This is a genomic window from Paenibacillus xylanivorans (assembly GCF_001280595.1).
GTDB classification, from domain to species: domain Bacteria; phylum Bacillota; class Bacilli; order Paenibacillales; family Paenibacillaceae; genus Paenibacillus; species Paenibacillus xylanivorans.
Window position 1 is genome coordinate 425,103 of record NZ_LITU01000070.1, and the last position, 17,255, is coordinate 442,357.

The 17,255-nt window shown below is 48.5% G+C and carries 15 protein-coding genes and 1 riboswitch (1 of these 16 only partly in view); of the genes, 4 read left to right on the top strand and 11 right to left on the bottom strand.

Going from position 1 to position 17,255, the window contains the following annotated elements:
• Positions 1–198: 198 nt before the first annotated feature.
• A complete protein-coding gene (locus AMS66_RS21665; protein WP_053782749.1) occupies positions 199–699 on the bottom strand; it encodes a hypothetical protein in 501 nt (166 codons plus the stop codon).
• Between the two features lie 198 nt (positions 700–897).
• The gene (locus AMS66_RS21670; RefSeq protein ID WP_053782750.1) at positions 898–1,944 is read right to left on the bottom strand and encodes an AraC family transcriptional regulator; all 1,047 of its coding nucleotides are present in this window, start codon (positions 1,942–1,944) and stop codon (positions 898–900) included.
• A gap of 184 nt (positions 1,945–2,128) precedes the next feature.
• Here AMS66_RS21670 and AMS66_RS21675 point away from each other — a divergent pair, with 184 nt between their 5' ends.
• The gene (locus AMS66_RS21675; protein WP_330219340.1) at positions 2,129–2,413 is read left to right on the top strand and encodes a hypothetical protein; all 285 of its coding nucleotides are present in this window, start codon (positions 2,129–2,131) and stop codon (positions 2,411–2,413) included.
• Between the two features lie 135 nt (positions 2,414–2,548).
• Here AMS66_RS21675 and AMS66_RS21680 read toward each other — a convergent pair whose 3' ends face one another.
• The 3 genes from AMS66_RS21680 to AMS66_RS21690 form a co-directional block, all read right to left on the bottom strand.
• The gene (locus tag AMS66_RS21680; protein ID WP_144424566.1) at positions 2,549–3,550 is read right to left on the bottom strand and encodes a cation diffusion facilitator family transporter; all 1,002 of its coding nucleotides are present in this window, start codon (positions 3,548–3,550) and stop codon (positions 2,549–2,551) included.
• 198 nt (positions 3,551–3,748) lie between these two features.
• Positions 3,749–4,519 carry a dioxygenase family protein gene (locus AMS66_RS21685; protein WP_053782752.1) on the bottom strand — a complete coding sequence of 257 codons (771 nt, stop codon included), beginning with the start codon at positions 4,517–4,519 and terminating at the stop codon, positions 3,749–3,751.
• Positions 4,519–5,193 carry an alpha/beta hydrolase gene (locus AMS66_RS21690; protein WP_144424567.1) on the bottom strand — a complete coding sequence of 225 codons (675 nt, stop codon included), beginning with the start codon at positions 5,191–5,193 and terminating at the stop codon, positions 4,519–4,521. The genes AMS66_RS21685 and AMS66_RS21690 overlap by 1 nt, the downstream gene beginning before the upstream one ends.
• 224 nt (positions 5,194–5,417) lie before the next feature.
• Between AMS66_RS21690 and AMS66_RS21695 the strand changes: the two genes are divergently transcribed.
• Positions 5,418–5,783, top strand: a complete 366-nt coding sequence (locus tag AMS66_RS21695; RefSeq protein WP_082350830.1) for a glyoxalase superfamily protein — start codon at positions 5,418–5,420, stop codon at positions 5,781–5,783.
• Positions 5,784–5,825: 42 nt separating this feature from the next.
• Positions 5,826–6,374 carry a helix-turn-helix domain-containing protein gene (locus tag AMS66_RS21700; protein ID WP_053782753.1) on the top strand — a complete coding sequence of 183 codons (549 nt, stop codon included), beginning with the start codon at positions 5,826–5,828 and terminating at the stop codon, positions 6,372–6,374.
• Between the two features lie 385 nt (positions 6,375–6,759).
• On the opposite strand, the gene AMS66_RS21705 is transcribed toward AMS66_RS21700, so the two are convergent.
• From AMS66_RS21705 to AMS66_RS21725, 5 genes are all read right to left on the bottom strand, one after another.
• Positions 6,760–7,479 carry a 3-ketoacyl-ACP reductase gene (locus AMS66_RS21705; RefSeq protein WP_053782754.1) on the bottom strand — a complete coding sequence of 240 codons (720 nt, stop codon included), beginning with the start codon at positions 7,477–7,479 and terminating at the stop codon, positions 6,760–6,762.
• Positions 7,480–7,566: 87 nt separating this feature from the next.
• Entirely contained in the window at positions 7,567–8,466 is a 900-nt protein-coding gene (locus tag AMS66_RS21710; RefSeq protein ID WP_053782755.1) for a DUF4097 family beta strand repeat-containing protein, read from the bottom strand.
• Positions 8,467–8,468: 2 nt separating this feature from the next.
• Complete coding sequence (locus tag AMS66_RS21715) at positions 8,469–9,056, bottom strand: HAAS signaling domain-containing protein (protein WP_053782756.1); 588 nt, start codon at positions 9,054–9,056, stop codon at positions 8,469–8,471.
• Positions 9,049–9,378 (bottom strand): PadR family transcriptional regulator, encoded by a 330-nt coding sequence (locus tag AMS66_RS21720; RefSeq protein WP_053782757.1) that lies wholly within the window; start codon positions 9,376–9,378, stop codon positions 9,049–9,051. Before AMS66_RS21720 ends, AMS66_RS21715 begins: the two co-directional genes overlap by 8 nt.
• A 274-nt stretch (positions 9,379–9,652) precedes the next feature.
• A complete protein-coding gene (locus tag AMS66_RS21725; RefSeq protein ID WP_053782758.1) occupies positions 9,653–11,197 on the bottom strand; it encodes an FAD-dependent oxidoreductase in 1,545 nt (514 codons plus the stop codon).
• A gap of 376 nt (positions 11,198–11,573) precedes the next feature.
• Between AMS66_RS21725 and AMS66_RS21730 the strand changes: the two genes are divergently transcribed.
• Entirely contained in the window at positions 11,574–14,393 is a 2,820-nt protein-coding gene (locus tag AMS66_RS21730) for a glycoside hydrolase family 3 C-terminal domain-containing protein (protein WP_053782759.1), read from the top strand.
• Positions 14,394–14,552: 159 nt separating this feature from the next.
• Here AMS66_RS21730 and metE read toward each other — a convergent pair whose 3' ends face one another.
• Complete coding sequence (metE, locus tag AMS66_RS21735) at positions 14,553–16,901, bottom strand: 5-methyltetrahydropteroyltriglutamate--homocysteine S-methyltransferase (protein ID WP_053782760.1); 2,349 nt, start codon at positions 16,899–16,901, stop codon at positions 14,553–14,555.
• Between the two features lie 225 nt (positions 16,902–17,126).
• A riboswitch (cobalamin riboswitch) is annotated at positions 17,127–17,255 on the bottom strand (it continues 132 nt past the right edge of the window).

Sequence of the window (17,255 nt, forward strand, 5' to 3'; positions counted from 1 at the left end):
TCAGAGCAAATAGCTCAGGTGGTTGTCTTACCTTTGTTTACACAATAACGGAGAGGGCAGAACAAACTGGAGAAGCGAAGCGCTCGCCTTTATCGCCGGATTTTACCCTCTATTAAGGGGATCAAAAAAATCCGGCGATAACAGCGATCGAAAGTTGTTCTGCCATCGGAGTGGTCAGTGTAAACGATATAAGATGATTTAAATGCGCTTTTTGCGACCCACAATGATCCAGGCCCCACCCATAATCAGCACAATCGCCACGAACGGCTGGATAAAGGACAGACTGTTCAGCATCGTGCCAATCGACATGACGGAGAAGAATAACAGTGAGATAACCGTCAGGATGTTGATCGGAATCAGCAACCATTTGTTACGGCCACCAAACCAATACAATTCAAACAGACCTACCGCTACCGCAAGAATGAAGCCAGGCCACATCGTGCTCCAGTTACCAAAGAGCATGGCGATCTGACTGACAACACCTGCCGTAAGCAAGATGCCTCCTGGAACCAACAATCCGATCCCTCGTCCAATCATGGAGAAATACAGCCAGTGGAAGAAAAGCCCCAGCGGAATCACAAATAGGGTAGGCCAGAACGTGGCAAAGATCGTACCTGGACCGAGTGAACCTCCCTGGTTCAAAATCAGGTACACGCCCAGCAAAATTAGGACGGGCGCAAGGATGGTGCGTTTAGCCATGATATCTCTCCTTTTCAATACAAGATCAATTCCCGAACGATCATGGAGTATGTTTTCTCGTTATTCACAGCATACCATGAACCGCAAAAGGGTATCCTCGGTCTTTGGAGTTAAACTGAACCTAGACTAAAGTCTAGGTACAAATATGTCTTTTCATCAATACACGCATTGCATCTTATAAGCCGTGTGTAATCGGTTTTACTCTGGGCCAGGCTGCATATGCCGCTTCAGGTTTGCACGGTATTGCCCAGGAGTCTGACCAGTCCACTTTTTGAAGGCATTCTGAAATGCGCTTTGCTCCGAAAAATGTAAGGCATAGGCAATATCCCCCACAGAATAGGTTCCTTTCTGCAAATATCGCAATGCCAGTTCCTTGCGTACCTGAACGGAGATCTCATGATACGTTGTATTTTCTTCACGCAATCGGCTTTGAAGTGTGCGTATGCTCACGCCCAGATGTTCTGCGGTGTGTTGTAATGTGGGAAAGAAGGTTGGAAGGCTCTCCGTCATCCACCGACTTACTTTGCCGGAGAATGGTTGAGACGAATGAAGCTCGTCTTTGCTTTCCTGAGCCATGGTTTCAAAAACCTTCAGCATTCTTGCATCCGAGTATAATACGGGCTGATCCAGAATGTCTTTGTGCATGCGCAGGAGTGTACGGGTGTCCCCGAATCGAGGCTCTATTCCGAACCTGCCAACATAAGGAGATAGATCGCCTGAAGCATCGGGGGCTTGATGACCGAATCGCACCTCTTTCAACTCCACCCGGCGATTCGCCAGTTTGCTGATCAAATACACCATGGAGACAGCCATATCTTCCACACAATGACGGGACATCTGCTTCTCCGAATTTTGCAAAGACAATTGAAGGATCAAATCCTCTCCGCGTACTTCCCAACTCAGATTGAATCCGCTATATAGAATGATGTTATATCGTTGATAAGCAGCGAGTGCATCCCCAATCGTCTTGGAATGCATCATGACGTAACCGGGAAGTCCCAGGTCCGCAAAGTCCAGCAGTTGTCCCTGATTCAAACCAAAATAAAGATCATCCGAGTATCGGGCAGCATGCTGCATAATACGTTCCAATTCTTCAACCGGAATTCGGGCTTCCGGATTCTGTATCATAGCAGGATCTAAGCCGGCGTACTCGAAAAACGCATCAGATTCATACCCTTTGTTCACCAGCGTCTTCATGATCGGATACAACATGGAAATGGACACACCGTGATTGTAGTTACTCATGCTACCCCCTTTTGCGCGAATCAGCAATGTTTTGGCGTCGTTGATCATTTGTTTATGTATAACATCACTTTATGCTTGTGATATGCCTGCTTCTTCGGCCTTCATGAACATGATTATACAGGAGGAACAGATGTATGAAATCAAATATTCTGGTGATTAATGGCCATCCTGATCCGCAAAGTTATTGTTCGCGATGAAAGATCGGGAGAACTCGCCCCTATGGGACAAATTGCTGAAAGGCAGGTCTGCCCACATCATTGTAACCATGGACACACCACGCTGGTACAATCGATTTATTTACAGGCATGCCGGGCACCGGGTCATGAAAACGAATATTCTCAAATTCTGCGGTGTATCCCCAGTTCGTGTAACTGAGATTAGTCCAATCAAGGGCTCTACGGAGGCATTCCGTCTGAAATGGCTAGACAAAATGATGGAGATGGGGATGAAGCAGGGTGGGCGGAAGTAAACCCTATGGCGGCCAGTCAGTGAATTCTAACCAACAAGTTAAGTGCAGCTGTCCAGCAGCCATGTAGTCAGCTGCGTGAAGAGGCCCGCTCCGCGAAGAGTGAGCCTCTTTTCATTTATAAAAGGGAGATGTCCCTTATTTCACCACATCAGAATGCTTCTTACCCCAGCTATTCACGCCATCATCTTCGATAATGGAGATGGCCGCATCGGCGATGTCGGGATCTGTCATTAACTTCTCCTGAATACGGAACTTGATATCATCTGCATCGGCAAGGCTCAATCCCTTGGTCAGTTCGATCAGACCCTCGACGTGGTAATAACGACCTTCCTGAATAATGCGCATCATCTGGATATCTGCAACATGAGTGTCGGCCAGAATGGTCTGGGATACTTTATCCTCAACATCCTGTGGAGCCGCTACACCAATCAGTCCGATCATATTGTCATAGCCGACACGGAAAGCGACAGCGATCATCAGACATCCAATAATGGTCGTCACGATTCCATCGAGCAATGCAAAATTGGTCAGTGCAATGACAACAACAGAGATCAGGGCGAGTGTCGCACCGAGTACCGCTACAATATCTTCGTAAAATACAAGGCGTGTTGGCGGCGCGGCACGTCCTACATTTTTGATTGCAGCAGGAAACAGGGCAAGGCCTGACGCTTTGGGTGCACGTGCTTCTTTTAGAATTTCTTTCATCGCTTTGATCAAAATGGCTCCATCGATCACAATGTTAAGCACTAGCACACCGATGTTAACCCAGAGACCACCGGAATGAGCAGCAGGATGCAGTAACAGATGAATCCCTTCATGGATCGTTTCATACGCCATAATGGTCACAACGATAACGGCAATCATACAGAAAATGTTAATGACCCGTCCGAATCCGGTTGGAAAGCGGCGTGTAGGTTTTTTCTCGGACAGTACACTTCCGACAAAGACAAACCCTTGGTTGATGGCATCGGCCAAAGAATGCATCGCCGAGGCGAACATGGCGCCACTGCCACTGAATAGAAAGGCTCCTCCTTTGCACAGTGCAAGTACAGCATTTCCTGCCATAGCTACGGCCGAGGAGGTGTTCCCCTTTTTGACGAGAGACATCAAGCTCTCAGACTTTGGTTGTTCAGCCACTTCGAATGTTCCTCCCAGAAAGATGTGATAGGTGTAGAAAGAGTAATCCGTAATTACAGCTTGTTCATTTCCACTAAATGTTATTATAGCTTGCTTTATAACTCCCAGCATTATGCAAAAAAGGTCATATCACTAAAAACACCCGTGCGAGTTTGCACGAGTGTCTGGTTATTTTTTTATAAGCGATATAGCAAACGATCAATCAAATTTCCAGCAAGACAGGCTCAGGTTGCCATACTGATAGGCTTTGAACAAGAGTGATGCCTGCTTGTTCTGATCTCCCGCACCCATGGCGAGCAGCAGCGGTACAAAATGCTCTGGCGTAGGCACAGCCGCCTCGGCAGATGGTGCGAGCTTGTCATAGGCGAAGAGGGATTCTGTATCCCAGCTCACCAGCTTGTCATGCAGCCAGTTGTCAAACGCCGTGGCCCAAGGATCAACACCTGCGCTTTCCCAGTTTAACTGACGCAGATTGTGAACCGTTCCGCCACTGCCAATGACGAGAACATCCTGCTCACGTAATGTGGCGAGCGCCTGTCCTACCTGATACTGCTGTTCATTGGACAGATATCGATTCACAGACAACGCAACGACCGGGATATCTGCATTCGGATAGAGCAGGCGAAGAACGACCCAGGCGCCGTGGTCCAGGCCACGCACGGAGTCGCTTTCCACCGGAATACCAGCATCTGCGAACAGGCGCTGAATCTTCGCAGATGTCTCTTCATGTCCTTGTGCAGGGTATTTGATCTGATACAGCTCGGGTTGGAACCCACCAAAATCATAGATGGTCTCGTAATTCGCTACGGAGGAAACCAACTGGGTTGTGGATTCCCAGTGAGCAGAGAACAATACGATTGCTTTGGGTTTCGGCAGTTCCTGTCCGAGTTTTTGCAGAAATTCAGTGTATGCATTCTCCTCCAGTGCGAGTGATGGCGCACCGTGAGCGATAAACAGGGATGGCATCATTATAAATTCATTCCTTTCCGGTCTTCGGTAACCAGCTTGGCATCCGTCCGAAGCCATTGTTGAAATTGTTGATATAGATCGGGGGTGACTTGGTGTCCACCGTTATAGGGAACGTACGTAACGTTATTGGTGTGTTCGTGGAAGAAGCTGGCGTTATCCTCGCCAAGTTGCAGCGGGAATAGATGATCCTGATCGCCATGCGATATGAATACAGATAACTCCGAGTTGGGCTGTATCTTGTATTCGTCTTTCACAAATTGCGGAATATAACCACTCATGGCTACAATTCCCTTGATTGCATCTCCCATGATTAGTGCGAGTGTCATCGACATAATGGCGCCCTGACTGAATCCGGCGATATAACGCCGTGCGGGATCAATGGCATATTTGGCGGACAAGTCAACCATTAGCTGTTGCAGTCCCTGAACAGAGGCGTCGAACAACTCGCGGACGGGATTGCCAATGCTTTTAATTTGAAAATAGGCGTAGCCGCTCCCCTGAACGAGGGGGCCTCGTACTGCGATGATAATAAAATCGGACTGAAGAGGCTCCATTAAACGAAGCATATCCTGCTCATCCGAACCCATGCCATGCAAGGCAAAGATAACGGGATAGTGTTGTTCTGTATCGTAATCGGAAGGAAGCCGAACCTCGTAAGTCAATGAATAACTCAATGGAATCACCACCTGATAAGAAATGGGTATAATAAAATAAAGTTCACTAATATGAAATTATTATTCTTATTGATGAACAAAATTTATCACGATTCCATTGTAGGGTCAATATTTTTTTTGTATTATGAAAATATGTTCCGTATAAGAAATCTATAATGATCTACAACGATGTATCAGGCGGATCGCCAAAGTAATCCACATATACTCCCAAGGACGTGATAATCATGATCAAAGGAATCGTGCCTATTCTGAGAATATTTGATGAAGACAAAGCAAAAGAGTTCTACCTGGATTACCTGGGTTTCCGATTGGATTGGGAACATCGGTTTGAGACAGACCTGCCGCTATATATGCAGATATCCCTGGATTCCATTCAATTGCATCTATCCGAACATCATGGTGATTGTACGCCTGGAGCGGCATTGCGAATGGAGACGGATGCGCTGGATGCATTATGTGATACGCTCAATCGGAAAAAGTACAAACATTCCAGACCGGGCATTTCCGACACGCCGTGGAATCTAAGGGAAATGACAGTGATCGATCCGTTTGGCAACCGGATTGTTTTTTATGAACCTAACGCAGATTAAATCGAGTATCGGATATACAGATCAAAGGGGGAGGATTGCAACATGGATATTGGTCTAGCCATTCGTACGATCCGCAAACAAAAACAAATTACCATCATGCAAATGTGCGAGGGTACGGGGCTGTCCAAGGGGTTTATCAGCAACGTGGAAAATAATAAAACATCACCTTCCATTGCCACACTCGAAAGTATCGCGGATTATCTGGAAGTGCCACTGCCCTACTTGCTGCTCTCACCGGAGCAGCGAATGAACGTGGTACGCAAGGATGAGCGAAAGGAGACAACTGCTGGAAGCGGGCAGATCAAGGTACAGCATTTAACGGCAAAGGGTGCGATGCGGATGTCTATTGTGGAGCTGCCGGCAGGTGCATCCACAGGGGTTAATAAACATGCCGGAGAAGAGAGCCATCTGGTTCTGCAAGGCCTAATTCGCGCAGAGCAGTGTGAAGATGTAGAGATTCTGGAGGCGGGAGATTCATTTAGCTGGAATGCCATCGTTCCCCACGAAGTAACCAACATTGGGGAGGAGCCCGCGGTGGTGCTGATCGCCGTATCCAAGGAGTTAGATTTGGACCATTTGTTAGATAAATAATAAAAGGACGGTTCCCAAAGTCATGAACATAAACGATGGGAACAGCCCTTTTATTTTTTCTAACGAATTGAGCGAGCTCTATCAAGTGATTTTTATGCAGGTGCAGAGAATTAACGAATCTCAGACGCTTTATTTCCATGCTGTGTGTGTAATTTCGCAGTGTTTCGGAGGCTTATGGCGAAATAACGCTGCTGAAGACCATTACATTTTCCATTTCACGCCAATCAGTAAAATAAGGTAGGTGCAAGAGATTCGTTAGAATTCAGAAACAGATTCCCCGAACTTCCTTCCACGGATAACTTCCTCTGATTGTTTGAAATTTAATCAGCTGGATTAGGCTATACCCTGTTAAACGTTATGTGTAACCTCTTCCGACTACTCCTGATTACTGTGGATTAGTTGTCCAGATGCCTGCGGCTTTAACAAATACACGGTCCGACAGTTTGAGCGTCGCCAAAGCTAGTTCAGCTACGTCTTCCGCTTGCATCATGCGGTCTTCGTCTCCAATTTTGAGTCCGGCATTGGTTGCCAGCTCCGTGTTCACTGTACTTGGCGTTAACGCAGTAACACGGATATTGGATTTGCGCACTTCCTGCATCAGGGATTCGGTCATGCCGAGCAGCGCGAATTTGGAAGCACAGTAAGCTGAACCGGTTGCGAATCCACGCTCACCTGCGGTGGAGGCGATATTGATAATGCTGCCGCTGCTTTCCTTGATCATGCTTGGCAACACAGCACGAGTTACGTAGTATGTACCCATGACGTTAACATGCAGGATGCGTTCCCACTCTTCCGGGTCCATATCCAGCAGCGTGCCGAAGCTTGCAATACCTGCATTGTTAATGAGGATATCCACCGCACCAAGCTCCATCTCAATGGCAGCTACGGCTGCTTCAGCCTGAGTACGATCTGAAATATCCGCAATGGCACTGGTTACTTTCACACCATATTCCTGGCTCAGCGATTGCTGGAGAGCCTCCAGATCGGAGGCCGTCCGAGCGATAAGTCCTAGATGTACACCTTCCTTGGCAAGTGCCTGAGCAATGGCACGGCCGATACCTTTACCGGCGCCAGTAATGACAGCCGTTTTATTTTTAAGTTCCATGTGGGTAACTCCTCCTTAGAATTGGACTAGCATTTAATTATACTATATTACCCACAGTTCGAATATTTGCTTCATCATGATTTATCATTATTGCTTGATCTTGATGCTGCCTGAGGTGGTGCGAGCTTTGATGACATCACGGCTTACCATGGGGGAATCAGGTATATTCACATCACCGGAAGTAGCCTGTGCGTCAAATATACCGTCAAAATCAGGCGCTGCCTGTATGGAAATATCTCCTGACTGTCCCGATACTTCCATTGGACCGGAGGATGCTTGCTCGATCTTCACACTGCCGGAAGTGAATTCAACATTTGCTGCACCGTTCAATTGCGTAATTTTGGTGTCTCCCGACTGTACTCTGCGGGTCACATCGCCATTCATGCCATCCAGCGTGAAACTCCCGGAAGTTTGTTTTACTTCCATATCTCCCACAATTCCCACGGCTTTAATGTCTCCTGAAGTTAGATCAAGTTGAATGGTTGGTACGGTAATGTCTTGAAGGTGAATGCTCCCAGAAATATTGTTAAGGTCCAAAGTATTGGCATGCAGACCCTTCAGATCCAGATCACTGGAAGTAGAGACGATGTCGACTTCATCCAGTTGATGTCCTTCAGGTAGCGCAACCGTGATCGTTTGCTGTTGAGTATTCCAATAAAGGGTGAAAAATTGCAAACGCGACCGCTCTTTCTGGTTTAATGTAAAGGTTCCATCCGTAATCGAGGCCTGTTTGAAACCTTCAATTGTGGCAGTGTCCCACTTACCATCCACTTCAATGTAGCCATTGGAATCAGGACTTACTACGAATTCAATGTTTGCGCTAAAGTTAGCATTCATCATGATATTGTGCAGCTCATCATTTTTGAATTCCCAACGTTTGGAGTAGGCTTCTCTCTGGTCTCCGAACTGAACTCCGTATATGGAGGTTCCGAGCAAGCCGATACCGATACATAATATGGCTAAAGCGATCCATTTTTTGGTGCTCATGATTAGGCATCTCCTTTCATCGTCTTTTGATTCCATCTTAGATACTGAAGAGTAATTAACTTAAAGGTTTTAAAAATCGATTTTGTAGCAAGGGCGAATAGAATGCCTATACCGAATACTCCAATCGAAACGAACATTTCAGAATACTCAAAATGGTCAAGATATAAGAAATCCACTACAGCAGCTACCGGTGCAAATACCAGAAGCGACAGACTGGCAATTGTGAGCCATACCGACCACAGAGTCAATCCTAGTGGAATCGCCAGCATGATGTTCAGGAAAAAAAGTCCGATTGCCGTGAAAAAGTTGCGTGCAGCGCGATTTCCCCTTTGCTGCGGACGCATTTCTTCAAATGTTGGTGCATAGAACGGATCAGATCCTGGCGTCTGTGCATCATACCGATCACCGAGCGCTTCTTTTGCAATTTCGATCGGATGCCCCAGTTCCCGTGCAATTTCTTCTTCCGGTCTTCCTTCTCTTAATCCCATCTCAAAATGCTGTTCATAATCAGCGAGCAATTCTGCCCGTTCCAGTGGGTCCATCGGTCTTAGATGAACCTCCATTGCCTGCATGAATTGTTGTTTATTCATTGGGGGTACCTTCCTCTATAAGATTTGCGACACTGCGCACAAAACTATTCCATTCATTCGTGAGAGTCTTCATATAGTCACGACCAGTCTCGGACAGTTTGTAATATTTACGCGGCGGGCCTTCACTGGATTCCTGAAGGTAAGTTGTACAATAGCCATCATTGACTAATCTTCGCAAAAGGGGATACAGTGCGCCTTCCGCCACTTCAATATGTTGGGATACGGCCTGAGCCAGTTCGTAGCCGTAACGATCCTGCCGGTTGATCAGCACGAGTACGCATAGTTCCAGCACCCCTTTTTTGAATTGAATATTAACATTCACTTGGGTTCCTCCTTGTTGCTCTATCCAAACACTAGTGTGTATTGTTCAGTAGTCGTAAATTCATCATAGCATCCAGTACTGTTTTATGCAAGGTAGTGATTTTAAAATAGTTCCGTGTCACGATGTATCGCTAAGTTAGACTAACTGTGTTTTCTCGCTAATTCATCTATAGATCAGCATACGCAAAACCCGAATCGGTTACTTCCGCCTGAAGACGGATTCCGATCCGGGTCTATGGGATGAAGATATACAACGATGGGATGTCAGCTTTGATTTATTCTTGTGCGTCCAATACCGTAAGGTCTTTAACAGCAGGGCCTTCAATGACTTTGCCTGCGTAATCGAAGCGTGAGCCGTGGCATGGGCAATCCCAGGAACGTTCGCCAGCATTCCATTCCACTTCACACCCCAAGTGGGTGCAGGTGGTATCCACCAGAAAGAGTTTGCCAGTCGGATCTTTGTAGGCGCCGGCCCGTTTGCCGTCATGGCGAACGACAGCTCCTTCATCGTTACCGAGTTGTCCAGTGTTCTTGTGAATAATGCCGACTTTGCCAGAGATCAGTTCCGTAGCTACATTGACATTCTCTACGAGGAAGTTTTTCACACCAGGGTCTACCTTGAATCTTGCAGGATCGAATACAGCAGCGTAAGAGTTGTCCCGTCCGGTAATCCGGTCCGTAAGGATATGTCCAGCCATCGTTCCTGTGGTCATGCCCCATTTGGCAAAGCCGGTAGCCACATAGACACGTTCATGTCGTCCGGTAATCGGTCCAATGTAAGGGACCTTATCAATGGAGATCAGATCCTGAGCTGACCAGCGGAAAGGGATGTTGCGAATGCCAAATGTTTCGGCTGCATAGCGCTCCAAATTTTCATAATGACCTACGGTACAAATGCCCTGTCCGGTTTTGTGATTTTCCCCTCCAAAGAGGATGTGTTCCTTCCCTTCATGAATGACGGTACGTAGTGAACGATAGGGTTCATCGTCAGAGATATACATGCCACCTGTGAAAGACTTCTGAGGTTCAACGACAACAGCATAGGAACGTTCAGCGTGCAGCCTTGAAAAATAAAATTCAGGGTCGTAAACCGGGAAATGGGAGGCAACGACGACATGTTCGGCCGTTACGGATGGACCATTTTCATATGTCCGCACATGCAGTGAGGCGTCTTCCTCTACATCGGTTACCGTTGTATGTTCGAAGATGCGGACACCTTGCTTGACTGCGGATTCCAGCAGGTAATGCAAATAACGGAGCGGGTCAAAGCGAGCCTGCCCCGGCATTTTAATACCTGCCCTGGACGGGACGGGGATGGGAAGTGGATCAACCCATTCACCAGGAATATTCAGCTTGCCATAGGCGGTCAGTTCAATCTCCAGCTTCTTGAGGTTCTCCTCGGATTGAATGTAGACATAGGCATCTTCCTCAGCCCACTGGCAATCGATCTGTTTCTCTTTTACCAGATCGCGCATCCACTTGGCGGCTTTAGCATTACCTTCATAATACATGCGGGCCTGTTCCTCGCCAAAATGATGCAGCAATTCATCGAATATCACGCCATGCTGCGCGGATACCTTCGCTGTTGTATGGCCTGTTGTGCCATCCAGTACTTTTCCGGCTTCAAGCACGACCACACGCATACCCGTCTGAGCCAGCAAATAGGCTGTCGTAATGCCCGCAATTCCTGCACCAATAATGGCTACATCAGCAGTTATATCTTCTGTCAGTTTCGGATATTCATTGAATGTGTTTGTCGCTCTCCACAGGGATTCCGGAATGGAGGGCAAACCTGTCGGGGGCTGTTGATGATCATTCACTCGATTTTCCTCCTCATACCTTCTTCATTAGGACTTATGCTCAGCTTAATAAATACGTCAAATCTTTACTCCTATCCATGATTACCATACAGTGCCAGAATAAAACGATGGGCCTCATACTTTCCTGTGGAAAGTTCACATTTTCCTGTGCAAGCCCCCTGTTTTTTTTGCTAAACATGCTATATGATAGATTTATCGAAATCGTTTTAGTAAATGAAGAGAAGAGTTAACAACAGATGGATAAGTGCTTGTTTTAAAAGGTTAAATCTTCGATTCATGAGGTCGGATACATCAAGATTACATCATCATTATGTCATATTAATGTATTCGCTATCATTTCAAATAAACCATTGAAAGCCCAAAGGAGATTCATATCATGACTAACCAAACGAAATATCCTTTCCAGGATACAACGCTTGAACTCGATACACGTGTAAAGGACCTCGTATCCCGCCTGTCGGAAGATGAGAAAATCGAATCCATGCTGCAATACCAACCAGCAGTAGAACGCCTGGGTATCGCAGCATATAAACACGGTACAGAAGCAGCACATGGCCTGGCTTGGCTTGGCGAAGCGACTTCCTTCCCGCAGCCGGTAGGGCTGGCGTGTACGTGGGATGCTGACCTAATGAAAGAGATCGGCTCCGTGATTGGAGACGAGGCACGTGTATTTTACAAACGCAATCCAGCCGTGAACGGTCTGACGCTGTGGGCACCTACGGTTGATATGGAGCGTGATCCACGTTGGGGGCGAAACGAAGAAGCTTATGGAGAAGATCCGGAACTTACTGCTGAGCTGACAACGGCGCTGGTTAAGGGTATCCAGGGCGACCATCCGAAGTATTACAAGGCGGTTGCCACGTTGAAGCATTTCCTGGCAAACAATAATGAAGTGGAGCGTGGCAGTGGTTCATCGAGCATTGATCCACGCAACATGCGTGAATATTATTTGAAAGCGTTCGAGAAACCGTTCAAAGAGGGCGGCGCTCAGTCCATGATGACCGCGTACAACTCTATTAATGGTACACCGGCATTGCTGCACCCATTTGTAAACGAGATTGTGAAGGGCGAATGGGGCATGGATGGTTTTATCGTGAGTGATGCAGGGGATGTCATGGGGATCAAGAACGATCACAAATACTATGATTCCCACACCCCAGGTACAGTAGAGTCCGTCAAAGCCGGCATCGACAGCATTACAGATGATGCGGATCTGTCGAAGCAGGCGCTGCGTGAAGGGCTGGAGCAAGGTACGCTCACGATGGAAGACATCGATCTGGCGTTGTTTAATACGTTCCGTGTCCGCTTCCGTCTGGGTGAATTTGATCCGGCTGAAGGCAATCCATATGCTTCGATTGGTGAAGAAGCGATGATGACGGAGAACGCGAAGGCTTTGTCATTGAGAGCAGCGAGAGAACAAGTGGTATTGCTTAAGAATGATCAGGGCACACTGCCGCTGGATAAAACGAAATCCGGCAAAGTGGCTGTGATTGGTCAACTGGGCGGAACAGTCTATCGTGACTGGTATGCAGGCACGATGCCGTACAGCGTATCTCCACTTGAGGCGATTAGCGGCAAGGTAGGTGCCGACAAGGTTGCCTTCAAGGATGGAAATGATCGGATTACGCTGACTTCTGTAGCCAGTGGGAAGGCTGTCGGACTGGCTGAAAGTGAGAAATCACCCGTTATTGCTTCAGGAGATGCCGAGACATTTACACTGAGTGACTGGGGATTTGGCAGTTACACGCTGAAGGCGGACAGTAATGGTAAATACCTGACGACGGACGAAGAAACGGTTACGGCATCGGCGGATGAAGTATATGGCTGGTTTGTGAAGGAAGTATTCCATCTGTTGCCACAACAGGACGGAAGCGTGGGGCTGACCACTTGGAACGGCAAAACCGTAACGGCATCCAATGGCGGAAACGATGCGTTCGCGGTATCTGAAGAGTTGAAATCGTTCGGTGCTACGGAGACATTCAAGAAGGATATCGTTGTGAATGGATTAGATGAGGCGGTGGCGGCTGCGAAGGAAGCAGAGACGGCGATTGTATTTGTCGGTAACAATCCGCTTGTGAACGGTAAAGAAGAGATCGACCGTCCAAGCCTGGATTTGGCAGAGTCCCAGCAGCGTCTGGTTGAAGCCGTTTATGCAGCGAACCCGAATACCGTCGTAGTTATCGTAGGAAGTTACCCGTTCACGTCCAACTGGGTACAGGAGAACATCCCGGCTGTATTGTATACCTCCCATGCAGGACAAGAGTTGGGCAATGCTGTGGCTGACGTATTGTATGGCGATTATGCACCAGCAGGTCGCCTGAATATGACATGGGTGCAATCGGCAGATCAACTGACCGATATCAGAGACTACGATATCATTCAATCCGGACGCACGTATCAGTATTTTGAAGGTGATGTATTGTATCCGTTCGGACATGGATTGACGTATGCATCGTTTAAATACAGCAATTTGGAGCTGAATCCGGCCCAAGCTGGAGTCGAAGAGGCCATTACTGTACATGTGGACGTGACGAATACAGGAACGATCGCCAGTGATGAGGTTGTGCAATTGTATGTGCGTGCCGGACAGTCCCGTGTGAAACGTCCACTCAAAACATTAAAAGGTTTCCGTCGTCTTCATATTGAAGCTGGAGCTACAGTGAAAGTTAGCTTTACACTGTCAGTTCAGGAGCTGGCAATCTGGGATGTAACCCGTGATCGTTATGTGGTCGAAAGCGGCACGTACTCCATTATGGTAGGCAAATCTTCTGTCGATGTTCAGCTTGTTGCTGACCTGACGGTACAAGGTGAGACCATTCCTGCACGTAATCTGGCGGTGTCAACTCGTGCCGAGAACTATGATGCATACTTCGGTGTGGATCTGGATGAGAGCAAAGAAGGCGGAACTTCTGTCCGTGTGATTGGTGAACAAGGCTGGATTGCCTTCAAAGATGCGGATCTGGGTAGCGGTGCAGCAGCGCTTGAAGCTCGTGTATCGGCAGAACAGGCAGATGCGGTATTGGAAGTTCGACTGAACGCACCTGACGGTGCACTGGCAGGAGGCGTGGAACTGGCACAGGGCGAGGCTCAACAGTGGTCCACGGTTAAGGTAGACCTCCAAGGTGCATCAGGGCAACAAGATGTATACCTTGTGTTGTCCGCAGGAGTGCGTATCAGCCATTTCGAGATTCGTTAAACCCGAAGCCTATGGAAGTTGCATCTAATAACATGTGCTCAGTTCGTTAAATTAAATAAAAACGCTAAAAAGGGATGTCCTTGTCATGTTCATGACTAGGGACATCCCTTTTGTGAATAAAACAACTTTTTCCGAAAGCCTAAGTGCGAAATATCGGATTTAGATTGAGGAGTCTGCCGTTACCCGCTCTCTTGCCGTACGAGCGGCGTCTACCATGATGCTCAGTGCATCCACGACTTCGGCTTTACCACGTGTTTTCAGTCCGCAGTCAGGGTTCACCCAGAACAGATCTGCTGGCAGTACTTGAAGTGCGCGCTCGATCATATTCAACATCTCGTCCTTGCCTGGAACACGCGGACTGTGGATATCGTACACACCGAGTCCGATGCCTTTGTCATACGTATTCTGCTCAAAGCTGCCCACCAGTTCCCCGTGGCTACGAGATGTTTCGATCGAGATAACATCCGCATCCAGATCGCTGATGGCTTCAATAATATCATCGAACTCGCAGTAGCACATGTGAGTATGCACCTGCGTTGTTGGTTTCACGGTTGCTGTTGCCAAACGGAAGGATTCCACGGCCCATTGAAGATACTCATCCCACTTGCTTCCTTTGAGTGGGAGTCCTTCACGCAGAGCTGGCTCATCGACTTGAATCATCTCAATGCCTGCTTGCTCCAGCGCTTCAACCTCGTCCCGAATGGCGCGGGCAATCTGGTAGGACACTTCGCTGCGTGGAATATCCGAGCGAACAAAGGACCAGTTCAGAATCGTTACCGGACCTGTGAGCATGCCTTTCACCGGTTTGCTGGTCAGTGTCTGAGCATACGCCGTTTCTTTCACCGTCATCGGTTCGTTGAACAACACATCTCCGTAAATAACAGGTGGCTTCACGCAGCGTGAGCCGTAGGATTGTACCCAGCCATTTTTGGTAAAAGCGAATCCAGTCAGCTTCTCACCGAAAAACTCGACCATATCGGTACGTTCGAACTCACCGTGTACCAGCACATCCAGACCAATTTCCTCCTGAATGGTAATCCATTCCTGGATCTGTTCACGCACATAGGCATCATATTGCTCCGCATTCCATTCACCTTTACGGAACAGGGCGCGTGCCTTGCGCACGTCCGCCGTCTGCGGGAAGCTGCCAATGGTTGTCGTTGGCAGCAGCGGGAGCGACCATTTTTGCTGCTGCAATTCGCGCCGCTCCTGGAATGACGCGCTGCGAAGCAGCTGCTCGTCAGCGTATACCCCTGCAGGCGAGCCACTCAGGCGTGTCCGTGACTCGGACTCGCTCAGCAGGCGCACCGCTTCGGTGCTCGCCTCAACGCGGCGGGTGGCTTCAGCCACAGCCGCTGCTTGGTCTGCCTGCTTCGCACCGCCAGACAACAACGTGCCGAGCGTCGCAATTTCCTCCAGCTTCTCGTTGGCAAAGGCCAGGGCGTTGCGCAGTACCGGATCAAGCGCGCTCTCCTGAGCGGCAGTAACCGGTACATGCAACAGGCTGCAGGAAGGCTGAATGATCAGCTTGCCTTCGGCAGCGAATTCAGCCACCTGCTCCAGCAGCTTCGCCGTCTCTGCGAGATCGGCACGCCAGATGTTGCGCCCGTCGATGACACCGGCGCCCAACCATTTATCCTGCGGGAAGCCATGCTCCCGCAGGCTGGCCAGGTTGCCTTCATAGCCGTGGACCAGGTCCAGGCCGATTCCGGCTACAGGCAGTGCTGTCACGACCGGATAAGCTTCCACCGATTCGAAATACGTCTGAAGCAGCAGCTTCAATTCCGGTGCGGCTTGTGCCAATGCAGCATACACCTGTTGCAGCAAGGCTTCATCTTCGGAAGAGACAGCCAGCGTCAGAGCAGGCTCGTCGATCTGTACCCACTGCACGCCTTCGGCCTGAAGCTCGGACAGAAGCTGGGCGTATACTGGAACGAGGCGTGTGACGATCTCTGCGAAGCGTTCCGCGTCATAGCCTTTGGCAAATCGTACATACGAGTACGGGCCGACAACGACCGGTTTACCTTCCAGCCCAAGCTCCTGCTTCGCTTCGCGATAGGCGGCAAGGGGTTTATTTTCAAGCAATGCAAATGCAGTATCATTATGAATCTCAGGTACGATGTAGTGATAGTTGGTGTTCAGCCACTTGGTCATCTCACAGGCCGTTGCCTGGTCATTACCCCGGGCCATGGCGTAATAGGTAGATACGGATACCGGTCCGCCTGTATGGTTAAAGCGCTCAGGAACGACGCCAAACATCGCTGATACGTCGAGAATATGATCATAGTAGGAGAAGTCGCCCACAGGAATCAGATCGAGCTGCTGTGTCTGCTGTTTCTTCAGATCCTGCAACCGAAGCGTGGTCAGTTCCTGATGAAGCGTGGGTTCATCGATTCGGCCAGCCCAGAAGGACTCCAGTGCTTTTTTCCATTCACGTCCCGCACCGATGCGGGGGTAACCGAGGTTGCCTGTCAGAACTTGTGCCTGTTGTTGCTGTGATTGCGACATATAAAATTCCTCCTCATTATATAATGGTGAACTCATCATTCAGGTTGAAGCTATGGTGTTGTGTTTCATTTGAAAGCATCAAAAAAAAGGCGTTCCTTCCGATTCCATACCCCGAGAAACAGGCATCATGAATGACGACTGTGCACAAAGATAGAAAGGGAAAGAACACCTGCTATAAGTTATTTTAGCGGTTGCTCTAACACCTTCCTATCTTCCGTAGGTCATACGATGCTGTTGAAACAGGCAGGTCTCCTGGCTTGCGGATCATAGTCATATGCATTCCTTCCCGATGGTTACACCAGTGGATTATATGCATAGACTCCCCGTATACAGTGGCGGGACCGCGACGGATTT